We start from the raw sequence: 16,595 nt of genomic DNA on the forward strand, positions 1-16,595 counted from the left end.
TTTAGCTTTGCTCTATAAAAAACTGTCCGTGAAATTTAAACTACTCTTTCTTTTAACTTCCTTTCTTTTCATCAATAGCAATGCCCAGAATTATATTTTTGGAAAAATAACTTCAGAAGATCATTCGGAAATGCCGGATGTTACAGTCATTAATATCAGAACGGATGAAAGAACGTTGACCAACCGGGACGGTCACTTCATGATTTCCGGAAGAGCAGGTGATGAGCTGCGGTTTGTAAAACTGGGCTACGAACGTCTGGTTAAAAAAGTTTCCGGTGAAAATATAGAATCGCCCCTCAATATTACTTTAACAAGAGAAACAATACTGATCCCTGAAGTAGAAGTGAAGCAGGGAATTACCGGCGATCTTAAGATTGATGCTAAGAATCTCAACAGGCCTAAAAAAGTAGAGAAACTGAACAGAGATATTGACCGCTATATTGCACAGAAATCAGATCCGAGAATACTTGCTGCAAAACCTGGTGAGTTTGTACAGCCAAAAGGTCAGGGCTTTTCTATAGGTAAGGTTAAAAATAAATGGGATGATATTGATTTCGGCAGTTATCTGAAAACAGCTCTCGGAGAAGAATATTTCACGGATCTGAAAATTGATAAATCTCAGATTGACCATTTTATTGGCTATGTTCTGGCTGGTGGTTTTGAAAGAAAAACCATCCTGAAATACGGCTTCTGCAGCGATGCTGACCTCCATAGATTCCAGCGGTTTGTATTGACAAGAATTTCTTCTTACCGGGCACCACAGACTCAAAGATAAACACGGTGAGAACTTACATCAGAGAAAGCATTTTTGCAGTTGTGACAGATAGCAGCAATAGAGACTTCAATGCAGTTTTGATCATTAACTGGAAAAAAATTTCGTTTTTTCTTATTTTCATGTTTAGTCATTGTTTCTCGCAGGAAACCGTTACAGGTCATATTACTGATGACAGTGGGGCAGATCTTAATTCTGTTATTGTAATTAATATGTCCAGTGACCAAAAAGTTTACTCTAATTCTATGGGGATGTTCTCTATTGAAGCAGCTCCGAATGATGAGCTGAGATTTGTAAGGGTAGATTTCAGGAGGGTTTCCGTCATTGTACCTGCTGGTGGATTCAATGCACAGCTTTTGATAACCCTCATCCCAATCCCCAAAGAAATTGAAGAAGTGCAAGTTGTTAAAAAGCCAACCGGTGATCTTGAAACGGATTCCAGATTGGCAGCAAAGGTAAATAAAGGTGAGATCGTACAGGAGGCAATAGGCTTACCACAACCTGTAGGAAAGATGAGGGAAAAACCGGCAGAAGTGAAGCAGGTACTTCTCCCGATACTTTTGGGCGGCCTGGATGTTCAGGGAGCTTATGACCTGATAAGCGGAAAAGCCAGGCGCCAGAAAAGACAGTACAGATATGATGATCTCCAGGAACATATTGCATGGGTAAGGAACAGGGTGGATAATGAATATTTTACCAAAGCAGGTATTCCGGAAGAAAGGATTTCAGAGTTCATCCAATATTCATTTGAAGTGAAACCGCAGGTCCGGACCTATGTAAAAGCAAGAAACCTTTCCGGAGTCCTTTTAAGAATGGAAGAAACCATGCCTGCTTATCTGGAGCGATTAAAGCAGAAACAATTACAGGAATAAATGTTAATAAATTCTTAAAATTCGGAATGAAAATTGATGTATTGCTATACAATATCAATCAATCACAAACCAATTTATGAATAAAAATATTATTGCAGTAGCAGTCGGAGCACTGGGTTTTGTCCTTGGACTCGGATTATTGGGAAATGCGGTAAAAAACAGGAACAGATCTGAAAATACCATTTCCGTCACAGGATTAGGTACGAAACAGTTTACTTCCGATCTGATTACATGGTCCGGAAGCTTTTCAAAAAATAATTCCGATCTGAAAGCGGCTTATGACGAGCTGGCGATAGACAGAAAGGTAATTAACGATTATCTTCTTTCAAAAGGTATTAAGCAGGCTGAGATTGTATTCTCTTCTGTAGATATTCAAAAACAATTCAGAAGTTATAACGACTCTAACGGAAATTATGTGCAGGGTGAATTCTCAGGGTATAATCTTACCCAAAAGGTTTCTATTGAAAGCAAGGAAGTGGTGAAAATCGAGAATCTTTCCAGAAACATCACAGAAATTATCAATCGCGGGATTGAGTTCACTTCTTCAGCACCTTCTTATTTTTATACTAAACTGGCTACTGTAAAGCAGGAAATGATAGCCAGTGCAACCAAGGATGCCAAAGAAAGAGCAGAAAAGATCGCAGAAAATTCCGGAAGCAGCCTTGGAAACCTTAAAAAAGCAACAATGGGAGTTATTCAGATTACAGAGCCCAATTCCAATGAAGATTATTCCTATGGCGGAACATTCAATACTTCCTCCAAAGAAAAAGAAGCAAATATTACCATAAAACTGGAATACGAAGTCAACTAAAACCCTCTACAATACTACAATAGTTGTCTATCCATTCCCCTCCTCCGGAGGGGTGGCAGATCGAAGATCTGACGGGGTGGTCAAAAAATAAACCGCCGGAATCTCTTTCCGGCGGTTTAGTATTTTAATGATACACAATGTCATAAATTTCTTCTTTCACACTGTTCAAATTTTCAGGGGTATAATTGGCCAGCAGCCAAAGGTCTAAAGTTTTTTTCCTTCACCATAGCTTGGCTGTACGTACATTTCGTCGATCAGGGTAAATCCGTTTTTCTGATAGAAGGAATAACGCCTTTTTGCATCGTCGCCCAGATGATTAGGTTCTATCTCCAAAATAATTCTGGGATAGGTTTTAAAAAGATATCCTGTAATATGTGATCCCAGTTTCTGGCTTCTGAATGCTTCGAAAACTTCAAAATGCTCTACAAAAACATAAGAGCTCAGTTCCCATAGGATAAGATAGCCAACGGCCTGAGATTCATGAAGCACAGAAATCACCTTCACATGAGGGTTTGAAAATAAAGCGGTAAATTGTTTCCAGTCCCTTTGTTCATCTGCGGGAAATGTACTGGAATAAGACGAATAGATATCCTGGACTCTATAGTCTTCAGCAGAAGTAATCGGTAAAAATTCCATAATTATAAATCAAAAACGCTTGGTCTTCTGGTAATAAAAATATCTTTGATCCAAAGCGTGAAAGCCAGCCCCAGATAAATCAAAAAGAAAAAGCCGGCAGTTGCAAAAGTAGAATAGATAAAGAAAACCCTTAATTTGGATACGGGAATCCCCAGCTTAGCACCCATTCTCGTAAGGACACCAAACCATTCTCTTTCCATTTTGTGGCGGATATTATCAAACATGAGAAGATTCTTTTAAAAGTTTAAATCCAATACTGCAATTTAAGCAATTTTTTTCTTCACATGAAGTTTTATGATGATAAATCAGGCTCTGGCTGTCCAAAGCATTTTCTACCTTCAGGCCAAGTTTCTTCCATCCTGAAATTACAGTGTTTTTTTCAGACGGGCTGTTCCTGTACAATTCCAGTATTTCATCCGTAATTTCTTCACTGTGGTATTTGTGATAAGTGTATTTCAATGGAAGTACAGTATTAAGTATAACCAATTCAATAAAGTCACGACTCAGCGTTTTAGGCTGAAATTTAGAAACGGTCCCGAAATTATAATGAAAATCCCAATATTCCGATGCCTGTACCGGAGCAAAGACTTCGTACAGGTCATTCATATTGTTGGCTTTAATAATCTTTGAAAATAGATTCTGGTGCCTGTAATAAAGATCGGCAAGCTGGGAAAGACGGAGTGTAGGAAAGTTAGGAGGTCGCAGTCTTAAAAATTTAGGATGAAATGTAAGGTTCGGGATGTTAAACTTTTTACGCAAAAATTCAAACTCTCTTTTCCATATCTTCATTCTGCTGTCTTTAGGATGTTCCAGCCATCCGGAAATACCGAACAGCAAAGCTTCCAGCTGGGAGTCATTCTGGCGGATCCTGTTAACGATACTGAAGTCTATACTCTCCGCAATCTGCCTGAAAATATGGGCATTTACCTTTAATCCGAAAGAATAGGCCAGGCTATGAAAAAGCACAGCTTCAAAATTGTTTTTATACTTTTCCAGGCTTGTTTCCAGTTCCAGAGATTTTTCATCCAGCTTTTTAAGGATATTGGCTTCATGAAAACCCGGAGGAATTTGAGCAGGATCAAAAATGGTTTCACAGGGAATAAAAAGGGTTCCGTTAATAAGCTTTTCGTATTTCCAAAGAAGGTTGGTGTCAATATGGTTTTTCAGTTCCAGCGTAGGAACATTTTTAAAGATGAGGTCGCTGATCTCGACATTATTTTCATAAACAACATGAAGAATAATGTTTTGATAATTGGGATCCTGGGAATGGTTGTGAAAAACCCAGTCGGAAGAACGGACGTGCAGCTCAATATGCCCGGCAATGACAAGGTCCTTTATCTTAATTTTAGCATCAAGGAAATCCGGACCTGCATTCGTATTCCATTTTCCAAAGCTGATGATCTCAACAGGTTGCCCTTCAATATCCTTGAAGTCGAAATGTTTGAAAACCTTATAGTTCCAAAGATATTGAAGCAGCTTTTCCGTCATAGTGTGACGATAAATATAAGAGAAATATCAGGCTTTTGTTAGCCTGACATTAAAGTTTTCTGCGAACATTCTAAACATTTTCTGAATTATAGGAAAAATGTTTTCCAAATGAAATTTATAGCGAATTTATTATACCATTTTCTTCCATTTTGCAACTGTATTTCTGCTGATCCTGAAATGCTTGGCCAGCTGACTATCACTTAAGCGGTTTTTATTTTGATAATTCAGGATTTCTGTAATAGTTTCAGGATCATAAGATTTGTGAACCTGGCTTTTAATAGTGGACTCTTTCCCAAAAATGATCTCATTTAGATGAACCACATCCAGGGAATTCAAATTTGATTTTTGAAGGATGACCATGCATCGGTCCAGCTTTTCGGGGTATTTTTTCTTTAAAATATCAAGATAAATTTCCTTATAGTTTGGCGGACTTATTTGGTGTATTTGTTTTTCCATTTATGCAGAGTGTTTTTAGGGATCCTGTAATCTTCAATGATCTGTGAGGCTGTTTTTTCACCGGTTTCCAACTGTTCCAGGACAAATTCTATTATTTCTTTTGTGTAAATGTTTTTGATACTTTTCTTTTTTGTCTTCTGTTTTTCCGTTTCATTGATTTTGGCAGGAGGGGAGTAAAGGATGAGATGCTGGCTGTAAATCCTGAAGAAATCATAGTTTAAAAACCTGCTCCATTCCAAAAGCTTTTCAGCATCAAGACTTTGAGAATTATAAATGTTGTTTAGCTCATTTTCGGAAATTTTAAAATGAGTGGAAATATCATTCGGAGTTATTTCGTTTTCATCAATCAATAGCTTGATCAGAGAACCTATTTTGATATTTTTATAATTCATGGTAATTTAAAATGAAAGGTGGTGTGTAAAAAACAGCATCACCTTTCAAATACATAGCGGTTAATATTGGTGCCCCCTTGCCTCTAACCTAAGACTATTGTAATTGTGTTTTTTTAGACACCGGGATTGAAAATTGTATATTGTTACATGCTGAAAATCATATTTTTATCTTATCAGTGGAATGTAAAGTGCATATAGTTTTTTTGGTAAAAAATGATTCAATAATTGTTAAAATAATAGATCAATATAGAAACCAGTATCAGGAGTAGGAGATATATTAGTATTTTAAACCGGTCAAGTATTTTAAGACATTTATAGCTTCTGACATTTTTCTTTAATTCATTATCTGTGTAATTCATCGTTATCTTTAATAGAAATATTTATTTTTTTATAGCCTTTTTAAGCTCGTTTTCTGATTGCCCATGATTTTTTTTCGAGAACTGAATTTTGCATATTTCTAATAGATTACATTTTTTGGTTTTTTTATAGTTGTAGTTTTTTATTTATTAAATAGATATGAGAATTGTTTATTTTACATTCAAAAATATCGGATGGAGAAAATATTACCTTATAGATACAAATATGTAATTCTCAACTTCTATTGATAAGAAATATGGGAAACAATTTATTTACAAACTTAAATTGTGGTATGTACAAAGTATGTACATAATATAATAAGGGTTTGATTTATAGTATTTTATATATAATTCTATGAGCAGTATAAAACCGTACTTTATTTTATTTATAAAAAGCGCAGGTATATATTTGTACAGCACAGCAAAAAAACACACACATAACCGTTAACGTAATTGTATTGAGGGTGAATAAAAAAAATATTTTGATTTTTGTTTTTACTTGCTTCAGTCATTTGTATTTTTCACAAAGTGATTTTGACAAAAACCAGCAGCTGATTTTTACCTATTTATTTAGTAATGAACTTGTAAAAGCAAAGGATCTTATCTATTCAGACTGCCTGGCTTCAAAGAATGATTCCAGAAGAGTAATAGGCTATGTTTATCTTTCCTATTATTATTCAACGATTAAGGACAGGAGCAAAAGAGCGGAAATGTTAAACCAGGCAGAGCTTATTGCTCAGAAAACCAAGAGGCCGTTAGATAATGCTTACGTCAATTACGGCTATGCAGGATATTTTATGGAGTCGAGTGACGATGAACTTTTCCTGAATTTCTTCAATAAAAGCTTCAATACTTTCAGGAAGTCTCCCAACGAGAATTTTATGCTCACCTTGCTGTATTTTTTGAAACAGATGTATAACAGTGATTTTTCAGGTTATCATGAAACACGCAGTTATGCGCTTAAAACAGGTAATCCGGTTCTGATAAGCTGGGCTCTGAGCAGGTTGGGAAATTCGTTTTTAAGTAAATTTGGCCGTTCAGGTCATAAGAAAGATATTGATGCTGCCCTTGGTTTTTACAATCAGTCTTACCAGTATGCAAAGCTTGTAAAAGAAACTGCTGCAAGGGAAAAATTATTTATGGTATATTATATCAACTATTCATATGCATTAAATCTGGTGACCCCGGCACAATACGAAAAAGCAATGGAGCTGAATGCTCTGGCTGAAAAGGTTGTTAATAACAATAAAACACTTGAAAAATACCGGAGCGATATGTACGGTAATATCGGCTTTACCTATGAAGGAATGAAGAACTATAAAAAAGCCGAAGAATATTACCTTAAAGCCTATCAATATTATGATGCCGACAATTATTATAAACTGATTAATAAGATTGCGGTTTTTGAAAATTTGTCCAATATCTATCAAAAACTGAATGATTATAAAAAAGCACTGGCCTTTGAAAGACAGATAAAAAATGTCATCAAGGAAGATGGTAAAAAAAGGTTAAGCAATAATGTGGGAAGCATGAAATTCTTTTATAATGCAGAACAGAAAAACCAGCAGATAACCGAGCTGAGAAAAAGACAGATCCTTTATATTGTTATCATCTTCCTTATCATTGTTGCCGGTGTTTCCCTGTACTATACTTTCAACAATAAATATGAGCTCAATAAGAAAAATATAGCCCTTCTTGAAGCAGAACAGAAGATCCTTATGATCCAGCAGGAGAAGCTGAAGAAGCATGCCCTGGCCATATCACTCCGGCTCGATTACAAGAATAACTTTATCAAAGGTCTTAAATCCAGAATGACCGATAAAACGGAAACCAGCCTGGATAAAATCTGGAAAGAAGACCTGCTGAATGAAAATGAATTTAATGAAATCCAGAACATTGTAGAAAAAGTTCACCCTGATTTTTTTAAATCCCTGGCCAGTAAATCAAAGGCAAAATTATCCAATCTTGATATGAAATATGCAGCGTATATTTACATGAATATGGATAATCAGCAGATCGCAAATATCCTTAAAGCAGACCCGAATACTGTACGGGTTGCCAAATACAGACTAAAACAGAAAATGGGGTTGGGCAAAAATGATGACCTGAGAAGCTTTATCCAGAATATGGACTTATAAAAATTCATTTTGGCCTAAAATAAAACCCTTCCGCATTGCAGAAGGGTTTTAAGGATTAGAAAAGAGCTGATTATGCCTTTGCAAGCTCCTTTTTAAAGTTTTCTATAGTCGTTTTATACATTTCCTCATAGATAGGAAGAATGTTTTTCAAATCGAATTTTATAGCCTGATCTTTCGCATTTTTCTTCATTTGGGTTAAAAGATCATCATTGCTCAATAGCTTGATCGTATAGTTGCTCATTGCCTCCACATTTCCGATCTCTGCCAGGAAACCGGTTTCTCCCTGGATGTTTACCTCAGGAATTCCGCCTGCGTTAGAACTTATTACCGGAGTATTGGCTGCCATAGCTTCAAGAGCTGCAAGACCAAAACTTTCCTGTTCGGAAGGAAGCAGGAATACATCGGAAAGCTGTAAAATTTTGTACAGGTCATTTACTTTTCCTAAAAGACGGATCTTTGAAATAAGTTCAGGATTTTCTTCCAGAAACTGGTTCACCTTTTCCATATCCGGGCCTTCGCCTATGATAATCAGTTTAGATTTTACCTTTTTCTCCACATTTTTGAAGATCTGAAGAACTTCATCTACACGCTTCACCGGACGAAGGTTGGAAACGTGAATCAGGATTTTCTCATCCGGATTGGCAAACTGTGTTCTCTGGCATTCCGTACAGTCATCGAATTCAGAATTATCAATAAAGTTGGTAATCACCTGTATTTCCTTTTTGATATTGAAAAACTGAAGCGTATCCTTTTTCAGGCTTTCAGAAACGGAAGTAATGGCATCCGACTGGTTGATGGAAAATTCTACAGCATGCTTGTAACTCGGATGCTGGCCTACGAGGGTAATATCTGTTCCGTGAAGTGTAGTCACCAGAGGAATATCATTATTATCTTCTTTAAGCATCTGTTTGGCCGTAAACGCTGCGTACGCATACGGGATGGCATAATGAGCGTGCAGGAGATCCAGTTTGTAGAGGTTCACAACACGGTAGATCATCGAGCTTAATGCAATATCATAAGGCTGATATTGGAAAAGAGGATAGGTTTGTACATTTACCCGGTGAAAGAAAATATTGGGATTTGTAATGTCTAATCTTGCGGGGAGCGCAGAACTTATAAAATGAACTTCATAGCCTTTATTGGCCAGGGACATTCCCAGTTCTGTTGCTACGATTCCGCTTCCGCCGTATGTTGGATAGCAAAGTATGCCTATTTTCATTAGATTATTGTTGTTTTGATGTTGTAGAAACTGTTGTATTCGTATTCAAAGCAGAAACCGGAATACTGTCGATTCCCATACCTGCTTTCAGCTGATCATTGACAAGGACAGGCAGTCTGCCCCATATTTTTGTTTTTCCGTTCAGGGCATTGGCTGCTGCAGTCATGGAATCGTCATTGTTTTCATAAGATACAAGGACTGTAGATACTTTTGAAATATCTATGTCTTTTAAAGCATAAGCACTGCCGAAAACATTTAAAATAACGTTTTGGTTTCTGGTAAGATCAGCAAGGATTTTTTGGATTCTGCTGAGATTTTATAAGGTTTGTATGCTGTTGAATTATCCTTGTGAAGTCCTACGATTACTGTAGAGCTTGCAGGAATTGTGCTGATCTCATTTGCTTTTTTTACGGTCACATTAGCGCCAAGCTGATTAGCAAATGTCTGGTAAGGAGCTTCTTCCAGCGGAACGTAATAAACCTGTTTTCCGGCAACAGGAAGTAATTTCTGATCGTCTTTCAGTAAGGTCAGGGCATTGGCATAAAGATTCTGTACCAGGGCTTTATGGGAATCATTATTCAGGTCGCTGTTGATATTGACAGGATCTTTTGGAGTGTATTTATCGAGGCCAAGGAAATATTTTGTCAATAAAATTTTCTTTACACTTTCCTCCACTCTGGATTGTGAGATTTCACCTTTTTCAATAGCTTTCTGAATTAATTTTTTACCTTCTGAAACTCCCTGTGAGAATAGCATGATATCATTTCCTGCTTTAAAAGCAAGCGCGTCCAGTTCCCCGGGTTTATATTTATTAGCAACAGCCCCCATATTCAGGGCATCAGTAATGATCAGGCCTTTGTATCCTAGTTTATCTTTCAGCACGCCAGTAATTATATTTTTGGACACTGAGGCAGGAATTCCTTTTCCAGATTCAAGGCTTGGAACATACAGGTGAGCTACCATCACACCGCCAATTCCTTTATCCATTAACGCCTTAAATGGAGCAAGTTCAACAGTATTTAGCCTGTCTAAATTATGGGGAACTACCGGCAGATCCAGGTGAGAATCTGTACTGGTGTCGCCATGTCCCGGGAAATGCTTGATTGCCGCAAGAATAGTATTGTCCTGAAGACCTTTAGAGTAAGACAAGGCAGAACTGATCACATTATCGACTTCCGAGCCGAAGCTTCTGTTTCCGATAATAGGATTGTTCGGATTGGTATTTACATCAACAACCGGTGCAAAATCCCAGTTGATTCCCATTCTGTGGCAATCTTCCGCTATTTTGGCGGACATCTGGTAAATGAGGCTCTTATCCTGTATTGCTCCAAGGGTCATCGCCCATGGAAATTTGTGAGCTGTGGCAATCCTTTGAAACAATCCCCATTCCGCATCCATTCCGATCATCATCGGAACTTTTGACTTCTGCTGAAATTCATTAACCAGATTGATTTCTCTCGCGGCATCATCCTGCATCAAAATCAATCCCCCGATTTTATCATTTACCACAATATTCCGGATCTGATTAATGTAATCTTCCCCTTTGTTTGTATAAAGCGCTACAATAAACAGCTGGCCCAGCTTTTCATCCTGGGAAAGCGATCTGTAAGTCTTGTCTACCCAGTGATGAGCCTTCTTAAGGTCTTCTTTGGAAATGTCTTTAGGCTGATACTGAGCTTTGGCTGTAAAGCTTATTAATGAAAAAATAAAGAGGGAAGTATATAGCAATTTCTTCATGATCTTTTGAATAAGAACAAAAATACAATTAAAAAAATGATGAAAACAAAGTTTTTGCAATTTTTGGTATATGATTTGAATACGCTTTATAAATAATAACTAAACTTTTCTAAAAATGAAAAAAATACTTCTCTTTTTATTTCTGGGCGCTGTAGGTTTTACTGCTTATAGCTGCGATAATGATGATGATACTGTTGTACAAGGACAAGACTATGATACTATAAGCCAGGCATTTGATATAACCCCTAGTTTCACAAAGGTTAGTGACAATCTTTACAGATGGAGTGATGATTTTAATAGTCCGTTAGTACAGTCCGATATGGTACTTATTTATATGCAGACCGGTACTGATGGGGATGCTCCTATCTGGAAACTTCTGCCATACACTTATTATGTAGGTAATTTAGCTAACGACGCTGTAGATTATGTTTATGAATTCAGTAAATATGGAGCTACCATTAATATCAATTCTACTTCTACATTCAGTTTAACGGCTAACCCTTCATACTATCAGAATAAGAAGTTCAGAGTACTTGTTGTTCCGGCTAACGGATCAGGAACAGGTGGCGGTGCAAAAACGGCTAAAAGTGCAGTGGATTATAGCGACTATAACAGCGTAATCAAATATTACAATATTAACGAGTCTAAAATTCAGACTAAAGTTAGCAAGTAGAACAAAATATCTTTTCAGTTTTTTATAATTAAAAAAGCTCCGGGAGAAATTCCGGGGCTTTTGATTTATTTTAAACTGAATATCTTTTGTGGATGATAAAAAAGTTTAATTTTATTGTTATAAATAATAAGATATAATTTCATGATCAGAAAGCTTTATTTTCAATTTTTAATCATTGTCCCATTATCTCTTTTATCATGCATTGACGCCGGTGAAATTGTGAATAATATAGATCAGAATAATGCGGAAGAAAATTATACGTCTCCTTATATGGGAAAGTGGGTGGGAACCTACTCGGGAGATGCCGTCAACGGAACTTTGATTTTAAATGTAAGCAAAAGTGGTAGTATTGAGGTAACAAGGGGTGAAAACGGTAGTACGGTGGAAGTATACTACACAGGACTGCAGGGATCGAGTGGTGCTTTAAATCCTGTACCTTCCCCTAAAAGTTTTGTATTATACGGAAGCTTGCATACCAAGTCCGGAACATGGAATTTTCAACATTGGAGTGGCAGCTGGTCTGTTTCCAAGCAGTAATCTGGCTATTCTATCATCTATAAAAAAAGCTCCGGAGATTCTCCGGAGCTTTTAATTTTTTATCTAATTGTCATTATCATCGAGTAAATGACCGAAGAAATCTTTTTTTGTCTGCAAATAGCCTTTACTGATCTCATTGGCAGGAATCTGTAAGGGAATCCTTGAATTAAGATGAATATTGCTGTCTACAACATATTTTACTTTTTCAGGGTTATTGGTAAGAAGATTAATATCTTTCACCCCTAAAAGGTTAAGGATTTCAATAGCTACGCCGAAGTTTCTGTCATCAGCGGGAAGTCCCAGTTCCAGATTGGCCTGTACGGTGTCCAGACCTTTTTCCTGAAGGGAATAAGCTTTAAGTTTATTGATGATCCCTATATTTCTCCCTTCCTGACGAAGATATACGATGATTCCTCCGTGCTCATGGGTATATTTCATTGCGGCATCCAGTTGCTGCCCGCATTCACATTTTTTTGAATGGAAAACTTCTCCGGTAATGCATTCGGAATGGAAACGTACGTTCACCGGTTTTGAGAAATCTGTATTTTCTGCTACGATGGCCATATGCGGCATCCAGTCGTTTTCGTTTTCGGAGAAAGCGATCATTCGGAAAGAGCCGTGCTCTGTAGGAACATTGGCTTCTGCCTGAATTTTAATCATTAATAATGGTTCGTTTTTAATTTCCTTTTAAAGAATCTTCGATTACAGAAATATTGGTTTTTAGACGAACCAGGTATCTGTTAAGAACTTCATCATCATCTTTGTCAAGCTGCTGTCTGAGTTTTTGAATTTTCTTGTACGATTTTTCGAAACTTTTAATGGATCTGCTTTTTCCCGCAGGGTTATTGGCATCAATGGCGTAAAGATAATTCTGAAGGCTGTATTTCAAGCTGGTTATTTCATCATTCAAACCATTATTCTTAAACTTTGGAAAAGTAGAGATCAGATTTGAAATTTCAGAAGCGTTTACATTTTCTTTCAGGTTGATATCAAAGCCTTTTTTGCTCCTCTGTCGGAATCAGAACCTTTGGTTTCGCTATAAAAATTATTAGACAACGGGGAAAGATTAAGCTTCTCCGTTGCACAGGAAGTTATGATTAATAGTAGTACTCCAAAAAAAATTGTTTTCTCATTTCTGTTGCCCCTTTTGATAAAGGATCGGGTTAAGACTATCATCATTATACATTTTCATTTGTTTGTATACTTTCATCTTAACGTTACCGGATTCAATATCAGCAAGCAACTGATCTATAGAAGTTGATAGGTCTTCTTTCTGAGTAAGCAGTACATCCAGTTTAGCCTGGCAATTGGCACGGTGCTCTTCAGAAGCGGATTCTCTATTGGCCTCTAACGACATATGATAAACCTTTAATGCAAGAATTGATAATCTGTCTACAGCCCAAGCGGGAGTTTCTGTATTGATTTTTGCATCAGGTTTCGGAGTTATATTTTCAAACTTTGTAAGGAACCAGCTGTCGATAAATTCTACCAGATCAGTTCTTTTCTGGTTAGATGCATCTATCGTTCTCTTCAGCTTCAGAGCTTCAGCGGGATCAATATTTTCATCTCTAATAATATCTTCCAAATGCCATTGAACGGTATCAATCCAGTTCTTTGCATACAAAATCCGTTCCAAACTGTCTTTTTCAAACGGGTTATTAATTAGAGAGTTAACGTCATCGGACACGTGATAATCTTCAATAGATTGATTGAAGACTTTCCATGCAGTCTCGGTAAAATTCATTAATTCTGAGGAATTTTAGTTGCTGGTAGTGTTATTGTTATTGGTAGAAGAGGTTTTGTTTTCAGAACCTGGTTTGTCTTCTTCCTTCACTGCATCTTTAAATTCCTTAATTCCTGAACCAACTCCTCTCATTAATTCCGGAATTTTCTTTCCTCCGAACAGCAATACCAAAAGAATTGCTACGATAAGGATGTGCTGCCAAGATAAGGCAAGTATTGTTAGTGTGTTCATCTCTTAAGATTTTTGCAAAGTTACGCTTTTTTAATATGAAATCCAACCTAACGGATCAACTGGTGTATTTCCGTTCCATACCTGGAAATCAAGGGTATAAGAACCGTCGAAATCCTGGGCTACCGTACCTACCGGAGTACCGGAGGAAACCTGCTGCCCTTTGGATACGCTTACACTTCCCAGATTGGAATAAATTGTGAAATAGTTTCCATGTTTCACCATTACGGTTTTTGTTCCGTCACTGTTTGCCAATACAGAAGAGACTGACCCCGGGTATACGGATTTGGCACGGGTGCCTGAAGGGACAGCGATTTTAATTCCTGTATTTTCTTCAACAATATTTTTGAAAACAGGGTGGGGCTGTCTACCGAATCTGTGGGTAATCTGTCCGGCTCTGTCTGCAGGATAGCCAAGCCTTCCTCTGCTGTCTGCGAAACTGCTACCGGTAGTTGTGGTCACTCCATAGCTGGTCATTGCTTTGGTTTCAGCGGCTTTTTCTCTTCTTCTTTTTCTTGTTCAGTGCGGCTTCTGCTGCTCTTGCTGCGATAAGTTTGTCAGATGCTTCTTTTGCTCTGGCATTAGCTTCGTCAGATGCCTTTTTCGCAGCCAATCTTCTGGCTTCATCTTTTGCATTGGCTTCTGCCCTTGCTGCCTCTTCATTGCGTTTTCGTTCTTCTTCAGCTCTTTTTGCGGCAAGATCTGCTGCTTTTTTAGCTTCAATTTCTGCAAGTTTTCTTTCTCTTTCCAGTGCTTCAGCTCTGGCTTTGGCTTCTGCTTCGATTCTTGCTTTTTCTCTGTCTGCAATAATTTTAGCCATACGGATCTTTTCCGCCTCGGCTTTTTTCTTGCTTCTTCTTCCGCTTTGGCTATCCTGATTTCTTCAGCAATAATGGCTCTGATCTGCCCTTCCAAAGCTTTGGACTGAACCTGCTTCTGCTTAAGCTCTACCGTAAGTTTAGCCTCATTTTTCTTGAAATCTGCCAGCAATTGCTCTTTCTGTGCTCTTTCAGCATTGATGGTGGCCAGATCTTTCTGCTGATTGATCAGAAGGTTTTCTTTTTCTCTTGCAGAATTCTGTTTTTGTGCGATTGATTTTTTGATCTGGGCAGCCGCATTGCTTATTTCTGCCGCTTTTTTATCCTGATAGTCAGCATATTGTTTCAGATACTGAACCCTTCTTATAGCTTCCCCTAAATTTTTGGATGAAAGAATGAAGGTTACTTTGTTTTGTACCCCTTTATTTTTGTAAGCATTAACGAGAACTTCGGCATAGTTCTTTCTGAGAACTGCCAGTTCTTTGTTTTGACGGTTGATTTCCAGCTGGCGCAGATAGATCTCATCTTCAATAAATCTTTTCTCTTTCTGAGTATTGGTGTAGACCTTTTCTCTCAGAACGAGCTTTTTATTGACATTATTAAGATACGCGACTGAAAGTTTAGATTCAGTTCTCGTTTTCGCCAGGTCTGTATTTATCTGTACAATTTGTTTTTTAAGATCGGCATTCTGTTTCTGAAGCTGTTCCTTGCTCTGCTGTCCCTGATGAATTCCGAACAGAAGAATACCTATTAAAAAGCTAAATTTTTTAATCATTTAATCTCAATTTTCTTATAACTGGATGGTACAGAATAAGGTGTTTCCATCCTCGAAAAGTCAAATTTCGTGTTTTCCAGTAAAATTTGGCTAGATTTTGATCCTTTTATAATTATTTTAACATTTTTCGGAAGGCGGATTCCATTGTATTCATTCCAGTTGCTGTAAGAGATTTCCAGTTCATCAGGAGATAGAACATCTTTTAAATTAACGCTTAAAAGATCATAATTGTTATCGTACTGAAGAGCAATTTTGTATTCCCTGGTTTTTTCATTTGTTACAATCTTCTGGCTGGTATTGGAAACCATTTTAAAGCCCTGCATATTTTTGGTCAGGGTAAACTGGGAATCACTGATTTTAACAAAGGTTCTTCCCATCAGTATTTTTTCCAGCGATTTGTAATCGATGAAATTGACATTAAGAAGATTATTTAAATAATCAAAATCCGAATCTATATAGGTTTTGCTGGTTTTGTCCTGTCCTTTGATCCCTTCAGGGGTGGCAATCCCTTTGGCAACGGTAAAGAAAAATGCCTGAAGATTCATCCATACCTTCTGGTTATTTTCAATATAAATTACAGCATCAAGGGTTGGGATGAAGTTTCCTGTTTCTACATTAACTTTACTATTAATCTTTACCTGATCGAATTTCAGTGGAGTAACTACATGCTCGTAGAAGGTAAGTTTATCTCTTACCGGTTCATTGACATCTTTGGGATTTCCGTTGTTATCTGCTACGATGGTGCTGTCCTTGGTATTACCGTTGTTGTTTTTGGCGGCATTTCTTGTTTTACAAGAGGATAGGGTAAGCAATATAAGAAGTATCGGGATCCAGTTTTTCATGTATTTATCTTTCAATTAAAAAAATACGCTGCAATATTAACGCCAAACCACACAAGAAATATTGTGTGGTCCGGACGTATGTTGTTTTATATTAAATATTT

At 37.3% G+C, this 16,595-nt stretch carries 17 protein-coding genes and 2 pseudogenes; 6 read left to right on the forward strand and 13 right to left on the reverse strand.

Annotated elements, in window-relative coordinates; all coding sequences use genetic code 11:
- Window positions 1-28: 28 nt before the first annotated feature.
- The 3 genes from N4G44_RS05065 to N4G44_RS05075 all read left to right on the forward strand — a co-directional run bounded on the left by N4G44_RS05065 (window position 29) and on the right by N4G44_RS05075 (window position 2,455).
- Complete coding sequence (locus tag N4G44_RS05065; protein WP_474924869.1) at window positions 29-775, forward strand: peptidase associated/transthyretin-like domain-containing protein; 747 nt, start codon at window positions 29-31, stop codon at window positions 773-775.
- Between the two features lie 5 nt (window positions 776-780).
- Window positions 781-1,644: a carboxypeptidase regulatory-like domain-containing protein gene (locus N4G44_RS05070; protein ID WP_474924870.1), complete on the forward strand. Its 864-nt coding sequence runs from the start codon at window positions 781-783 to the stop codon at window positions 1,642-1,644.
- Window positions 1,645-1,720: 76 nt separating this feature from the next.
- Window positions 1,721-2,455 (forward strand): SIMPL domain-containing protein, encoded by a 735-nt coding sequence (locus tag N4G44_RS05075; protein WP_474924871.1) that lies wholly within the window; start codon window positions 1,721-1,723, stop codon window positions 2,453-2,455.
- 204 nt (window positions 2,456-2,659) lie between these two features.
- Here the strand turns inward: N4G44_RS05075 and N4G44_RS05080 are convergent, their stop codons facing one another.
- The 5 genes from N4G44_RS05080 to N4G44_RS05100 form a co-directional block, all read right to left on the reverse strand.
- On the reverse strand, window positions 2,660-3,091 hold the full coding sequence (locus tag N4G44_RS05080) for a GNAT family N-acetyltransferase (protein WP_474924872.1): 432 nt from the start codon (window positions 3,089-3,091) through the stop codon (window positions 2,660-2,662).
- Between the two features lie 2 nt (window positions 3,092-3,093).
- Window positions 3,094-3,315, reverse strand: a complete 222-nt coding sequence (locus N4G44_RS05085; RefSeq protein WP_034712816.1) for a PspC family transcriptional regulator — start codon at window positions 3,313-3,315, stop codon at window positions 3,094-3,096.
- On the reverse strand, window positions 3,308-4,579 hold the full coding sequence (locus N4G44_RS05090) for a DUF2851 family protein (RefSeq protein ID WP_474924873.1): 1,272 nt from the start codon (window positions 4,577-4,579) through the stop codon (window positions 3,308-3,310). Before N4G44_RS05090 ends, N4G44_RS05085 begins: the two co-directional genes overlap by 8 nt.
- 129 nt (window positions 4,580-4,708) lie before the next feature.
- Window positions 4,709-5,035: a helix-turn-helix domain-containing protein gene (locus N4G44_RS05095; protein WP_474924874.1), complete on the reverse strand. Its 327-nt coding sequence runs from the start codon at window positions 5,033-5,035 to the stop codon at window positions 4,709-4,711.
- Window positions 5,011-5,427, reverse strand: coding sequence for a transposase (locus N4G44_RS05100; protein ID WP_474924875.1), 417 nt, complete (start codon window positions 5,425-5,427; stop codon window positions 5,011-5,013). The genes N4G44_RS05095 and N4G44_RS05100 overlap by 25 nt, the downstream gene beginning before the upstream one ends.
- 838 nt (window positions 5,428-6,265) lie before the next feature.
- On the opposite strand from N4G44_RS05100, the gene N4G44_RS05105 reads away from it, so the two are divergent.
- Window positions 6,266-7,921, forward strand: coding sequence for a tetratricopeptide repeat protein (locus tag N4G44_RS05105; RefSeq protein ID WP_474924876.1), 1,656 nt, complete (start codon window positions 6,266-6,268; stop codon window positions 7,919-7,921).
- A gap of 70 nt (window positions 7,922-7,991) precedes the next feature.
- On the opposite strand, the gene bshA is transcribed toward N4G44_RS05105, so the two are convergent.
- Together bshA and N4G44_RS05115 are read right to left on the reverse strand one after the other, a co-directional pair.
- On the reverse strand, window positions 7,992-9,140 hold the full coding sequence (bshA, locus tag N4G44_RS05110) for an N-acetyl-alpha-D-glucosaminyl L-malate synthase BshA (protein WP_474924878.1): 1,149 nt from the start codon (window positions 9,138-9,140) through the stop codon (window positions 7,992-7,994).
- Between the two features lie 4 nt (window positions 9,141-9,144).
- A pseudogene (locus tag N4G44_RS05115) lies at window positions 9,145-10,877 on the reverse strand (glycoside hydrolase family 3 protein).
- A 115-nt stretch (window positions 10,878-10,992) separates the two neighbouring features.
- Between N4G44_RS05115 and N4G44_RS05120 the strand changes: the two are divergent.
- Both N4G44_RS05120 and N4G44_RS05125 read left to right on the forward strand, forming a co-directional pair.
- On the forward strand, window positions 10,993-11,550 hold the full coding sequence (locus tag N4G44_RS05120) for a hypothetical protein (RefSeq protein ID WP_474924879.1): 558 nt from the start codon (window positions 10,993-10,995) through the stop codon (window positions 11,548-11,550).
- 141 nt (window positions 11,551-11,691) lie between these two features.
- On the forward strand, window positions 11,692-12,087 hold the full coding sequence (locus N4G44_RS05125; protein WP_474924880.1) for a hypothetical protein: 396 nt from the start codon (window positions 11,692-11,694) through the stop codon (window positions 12,085-12,087).
- A 63-nt stretch (window positions 12,088-12,150) separates the two neighbouring features.
- Here N4G44_RS05125 and ribA read toward each other — a convergent pair whose 3' ends face one another.
- From ribA to lolB1, 6 genes and pseudogenes are all read right to left on the reverse strand, one after another.
- Window positions 12,151-12,747: a GTP cyclohydrolase II gene (gene ribA / locus N4G44_RS05130; protein ID WP_474924881.1), complete on the reverse strand. Its 597-nt coding sequence runs from the start codon at window positions 12,745-12,747 to the stop codon at window positions 12,151-12,153.
- 16 nt (window positions 12,748-12,763) lie between these two features.
- Entirely contained in the window at window positions 12,764-12,997 is a 234-nt protein-coding gene (locus N4G44_RS05135) for a hypothetical protein (protein ID WP_474924884.1), read from the reverse strand.
- 219 nt (window positions 12,998-13,216) lie between these two features.
- The gene (locus N4G44_RS05140; RefSeq protein ID WP_474924885.1) at window positions 13,217-13,831 is read right to left on the reverse strand and encodes a DUF4254 domain-containing protein; all 615 of its coding nucleotides are present in this window, start codon (window positions 13,829-13,831) and stop codon (window positions 13,217-13,219) included.
- A gap of 15 nt (window positions 13,832-13,846) precedes the next feature.
- Window positions 13,847-14,062, reverse strand: coding sequence for a twin-arginine translocase TatA/TatE family subunit (locus N4G44_RS05145; protein WP_034702992.1), 216 nt, complete (start codon window positions 14,060-14,062; stop codon window positions 13,847-13,849).
- A gap of 30 nt (window positions 14,063-14,092) precedes the next feature.
- A pseudogene (locus tag N4G44_RS05150) lies at window positions 14,093-15,652 on the reverse strand (murein hydrolase activator EnvC family protein).
- The gene (gene lolB1, locus N4G44_RS05155) at window positions 15,649-16,494 is read right to left on the reverse strand and encodes a lipoprotein insertase outer membrane protein LolB1 (protein WP_474924888.1); all 846 of its coding nucleotides are present in this window, start codon (window positions 16,492-16,494) and stop codon (window positions 15,649-15,651) included. Before lolB1 ends, N4G44_RS05150 begins: the two are co-directional and overlap by 4 nt.
- Between the last annotated feature and the right edge of the window lie 101 nt (window positions 16,495-16,595).

Source organism: Chryseobacterium sp. GTID13, assembly GCF_056172655.1.

What these genes read in the sequence shown, in the direction of transcription:
- N4G44_RS05090 (WP_474924873.1), bottom strand. Translation starts at nt 4,579, where the DNA reads ATGACGGAAAAGCTGCTTCAATATCTTTGGAACTATAAGGTTTTCAAA.
- N4G44_RS05085 (WP_034712816.1), bottom strand. Translation starts at nt 3,315, where the DNA reads ATGTTTGATAATATCCGCCACAAAATGGAAAGAGAATGGTTTGGTGTC.
- N4G44_RS05120 (WP_474924879.1), top strand. Translation starts at nt 10,993, where the DNA reads ATGAAAAAAATACTTCTCTTTTTATTTCTGGGCGCTGTAGGTTTTACT.
- N4G44_RS05145 (WP_034702992.1), bottom strand. Translation starts at nt 14,062, where the DNA reads ATGAACACACTAACAATACTTGCCTTATCTTGGCAGCACATCCTTATC.
- N4G44_RS05080 (WP_474924872.1), bottom strand. Translation starts at nt 3,091, where the DNA reads ATGGAATTTTTACCGATTACTTCTGCTGAAGACTATAGAGTCCAGGAT.
- N4G44_RS05075 (WP_474924871.1), top strand. Translation starts at nt 1,721, where the DNA reads ATGAATAAAAATATTATTGCAGTAGCAGTCGGAGCACTGGGTTTTGTC.
- N4G44_RS05095 (WP_474924874.1), bottom strand. Translation starts at nt 5,035, where the DNA reads ATGGAAAAACAAATACACCAAATAAGTCCGCCAAACTATAAGGAAATT.
- N4G44_RS05125 (WP_474924880.1), top strand. Translation starts at nt 11,692, where the DNA reads ATGATCAGAAAGCTTTATTTTCAATTTTTAATCATTGTCCCATTATCT.
- lolB1 (WP_474924888.1), bottom strand. Translation starts at nt 16,494, where the DNA reads ATGAAAAACTGGATCCCGATACTTCTTATATTGCTTACCCTATCCTCT.
- N4G44_RS05140 (WP_474924885.1), bottom strand. Translation starts at nt 13,831, where the DNA reads ATGAATTTTACCGAGACTGCATGGAAAGTCTTCAATCAATCTATTGAA.
- ribA (WP_474924881.1), bottom strand. Translation starts at nt 12,747, where the DNA reads ATGATTAAAATTCAGGCAGAAGCCAATGTTCCTACAGAGCACGGCTCT.
- bshA (WP_474924878.1), bottom strand. Translation starts at nt 9,140, where the DNA reads ATGAAAATAGGCATACTTTGCTATCCAACATACGGCGGAAGCGGAATC.
- N4G44_RS05100 (WP_474924875.1), bottom strand. Translation starts at nt 5,427, where the DNA reads ATGAATTATAAAAATATCAAAATAGGTTCTCTGATCAAGCTATTGATT.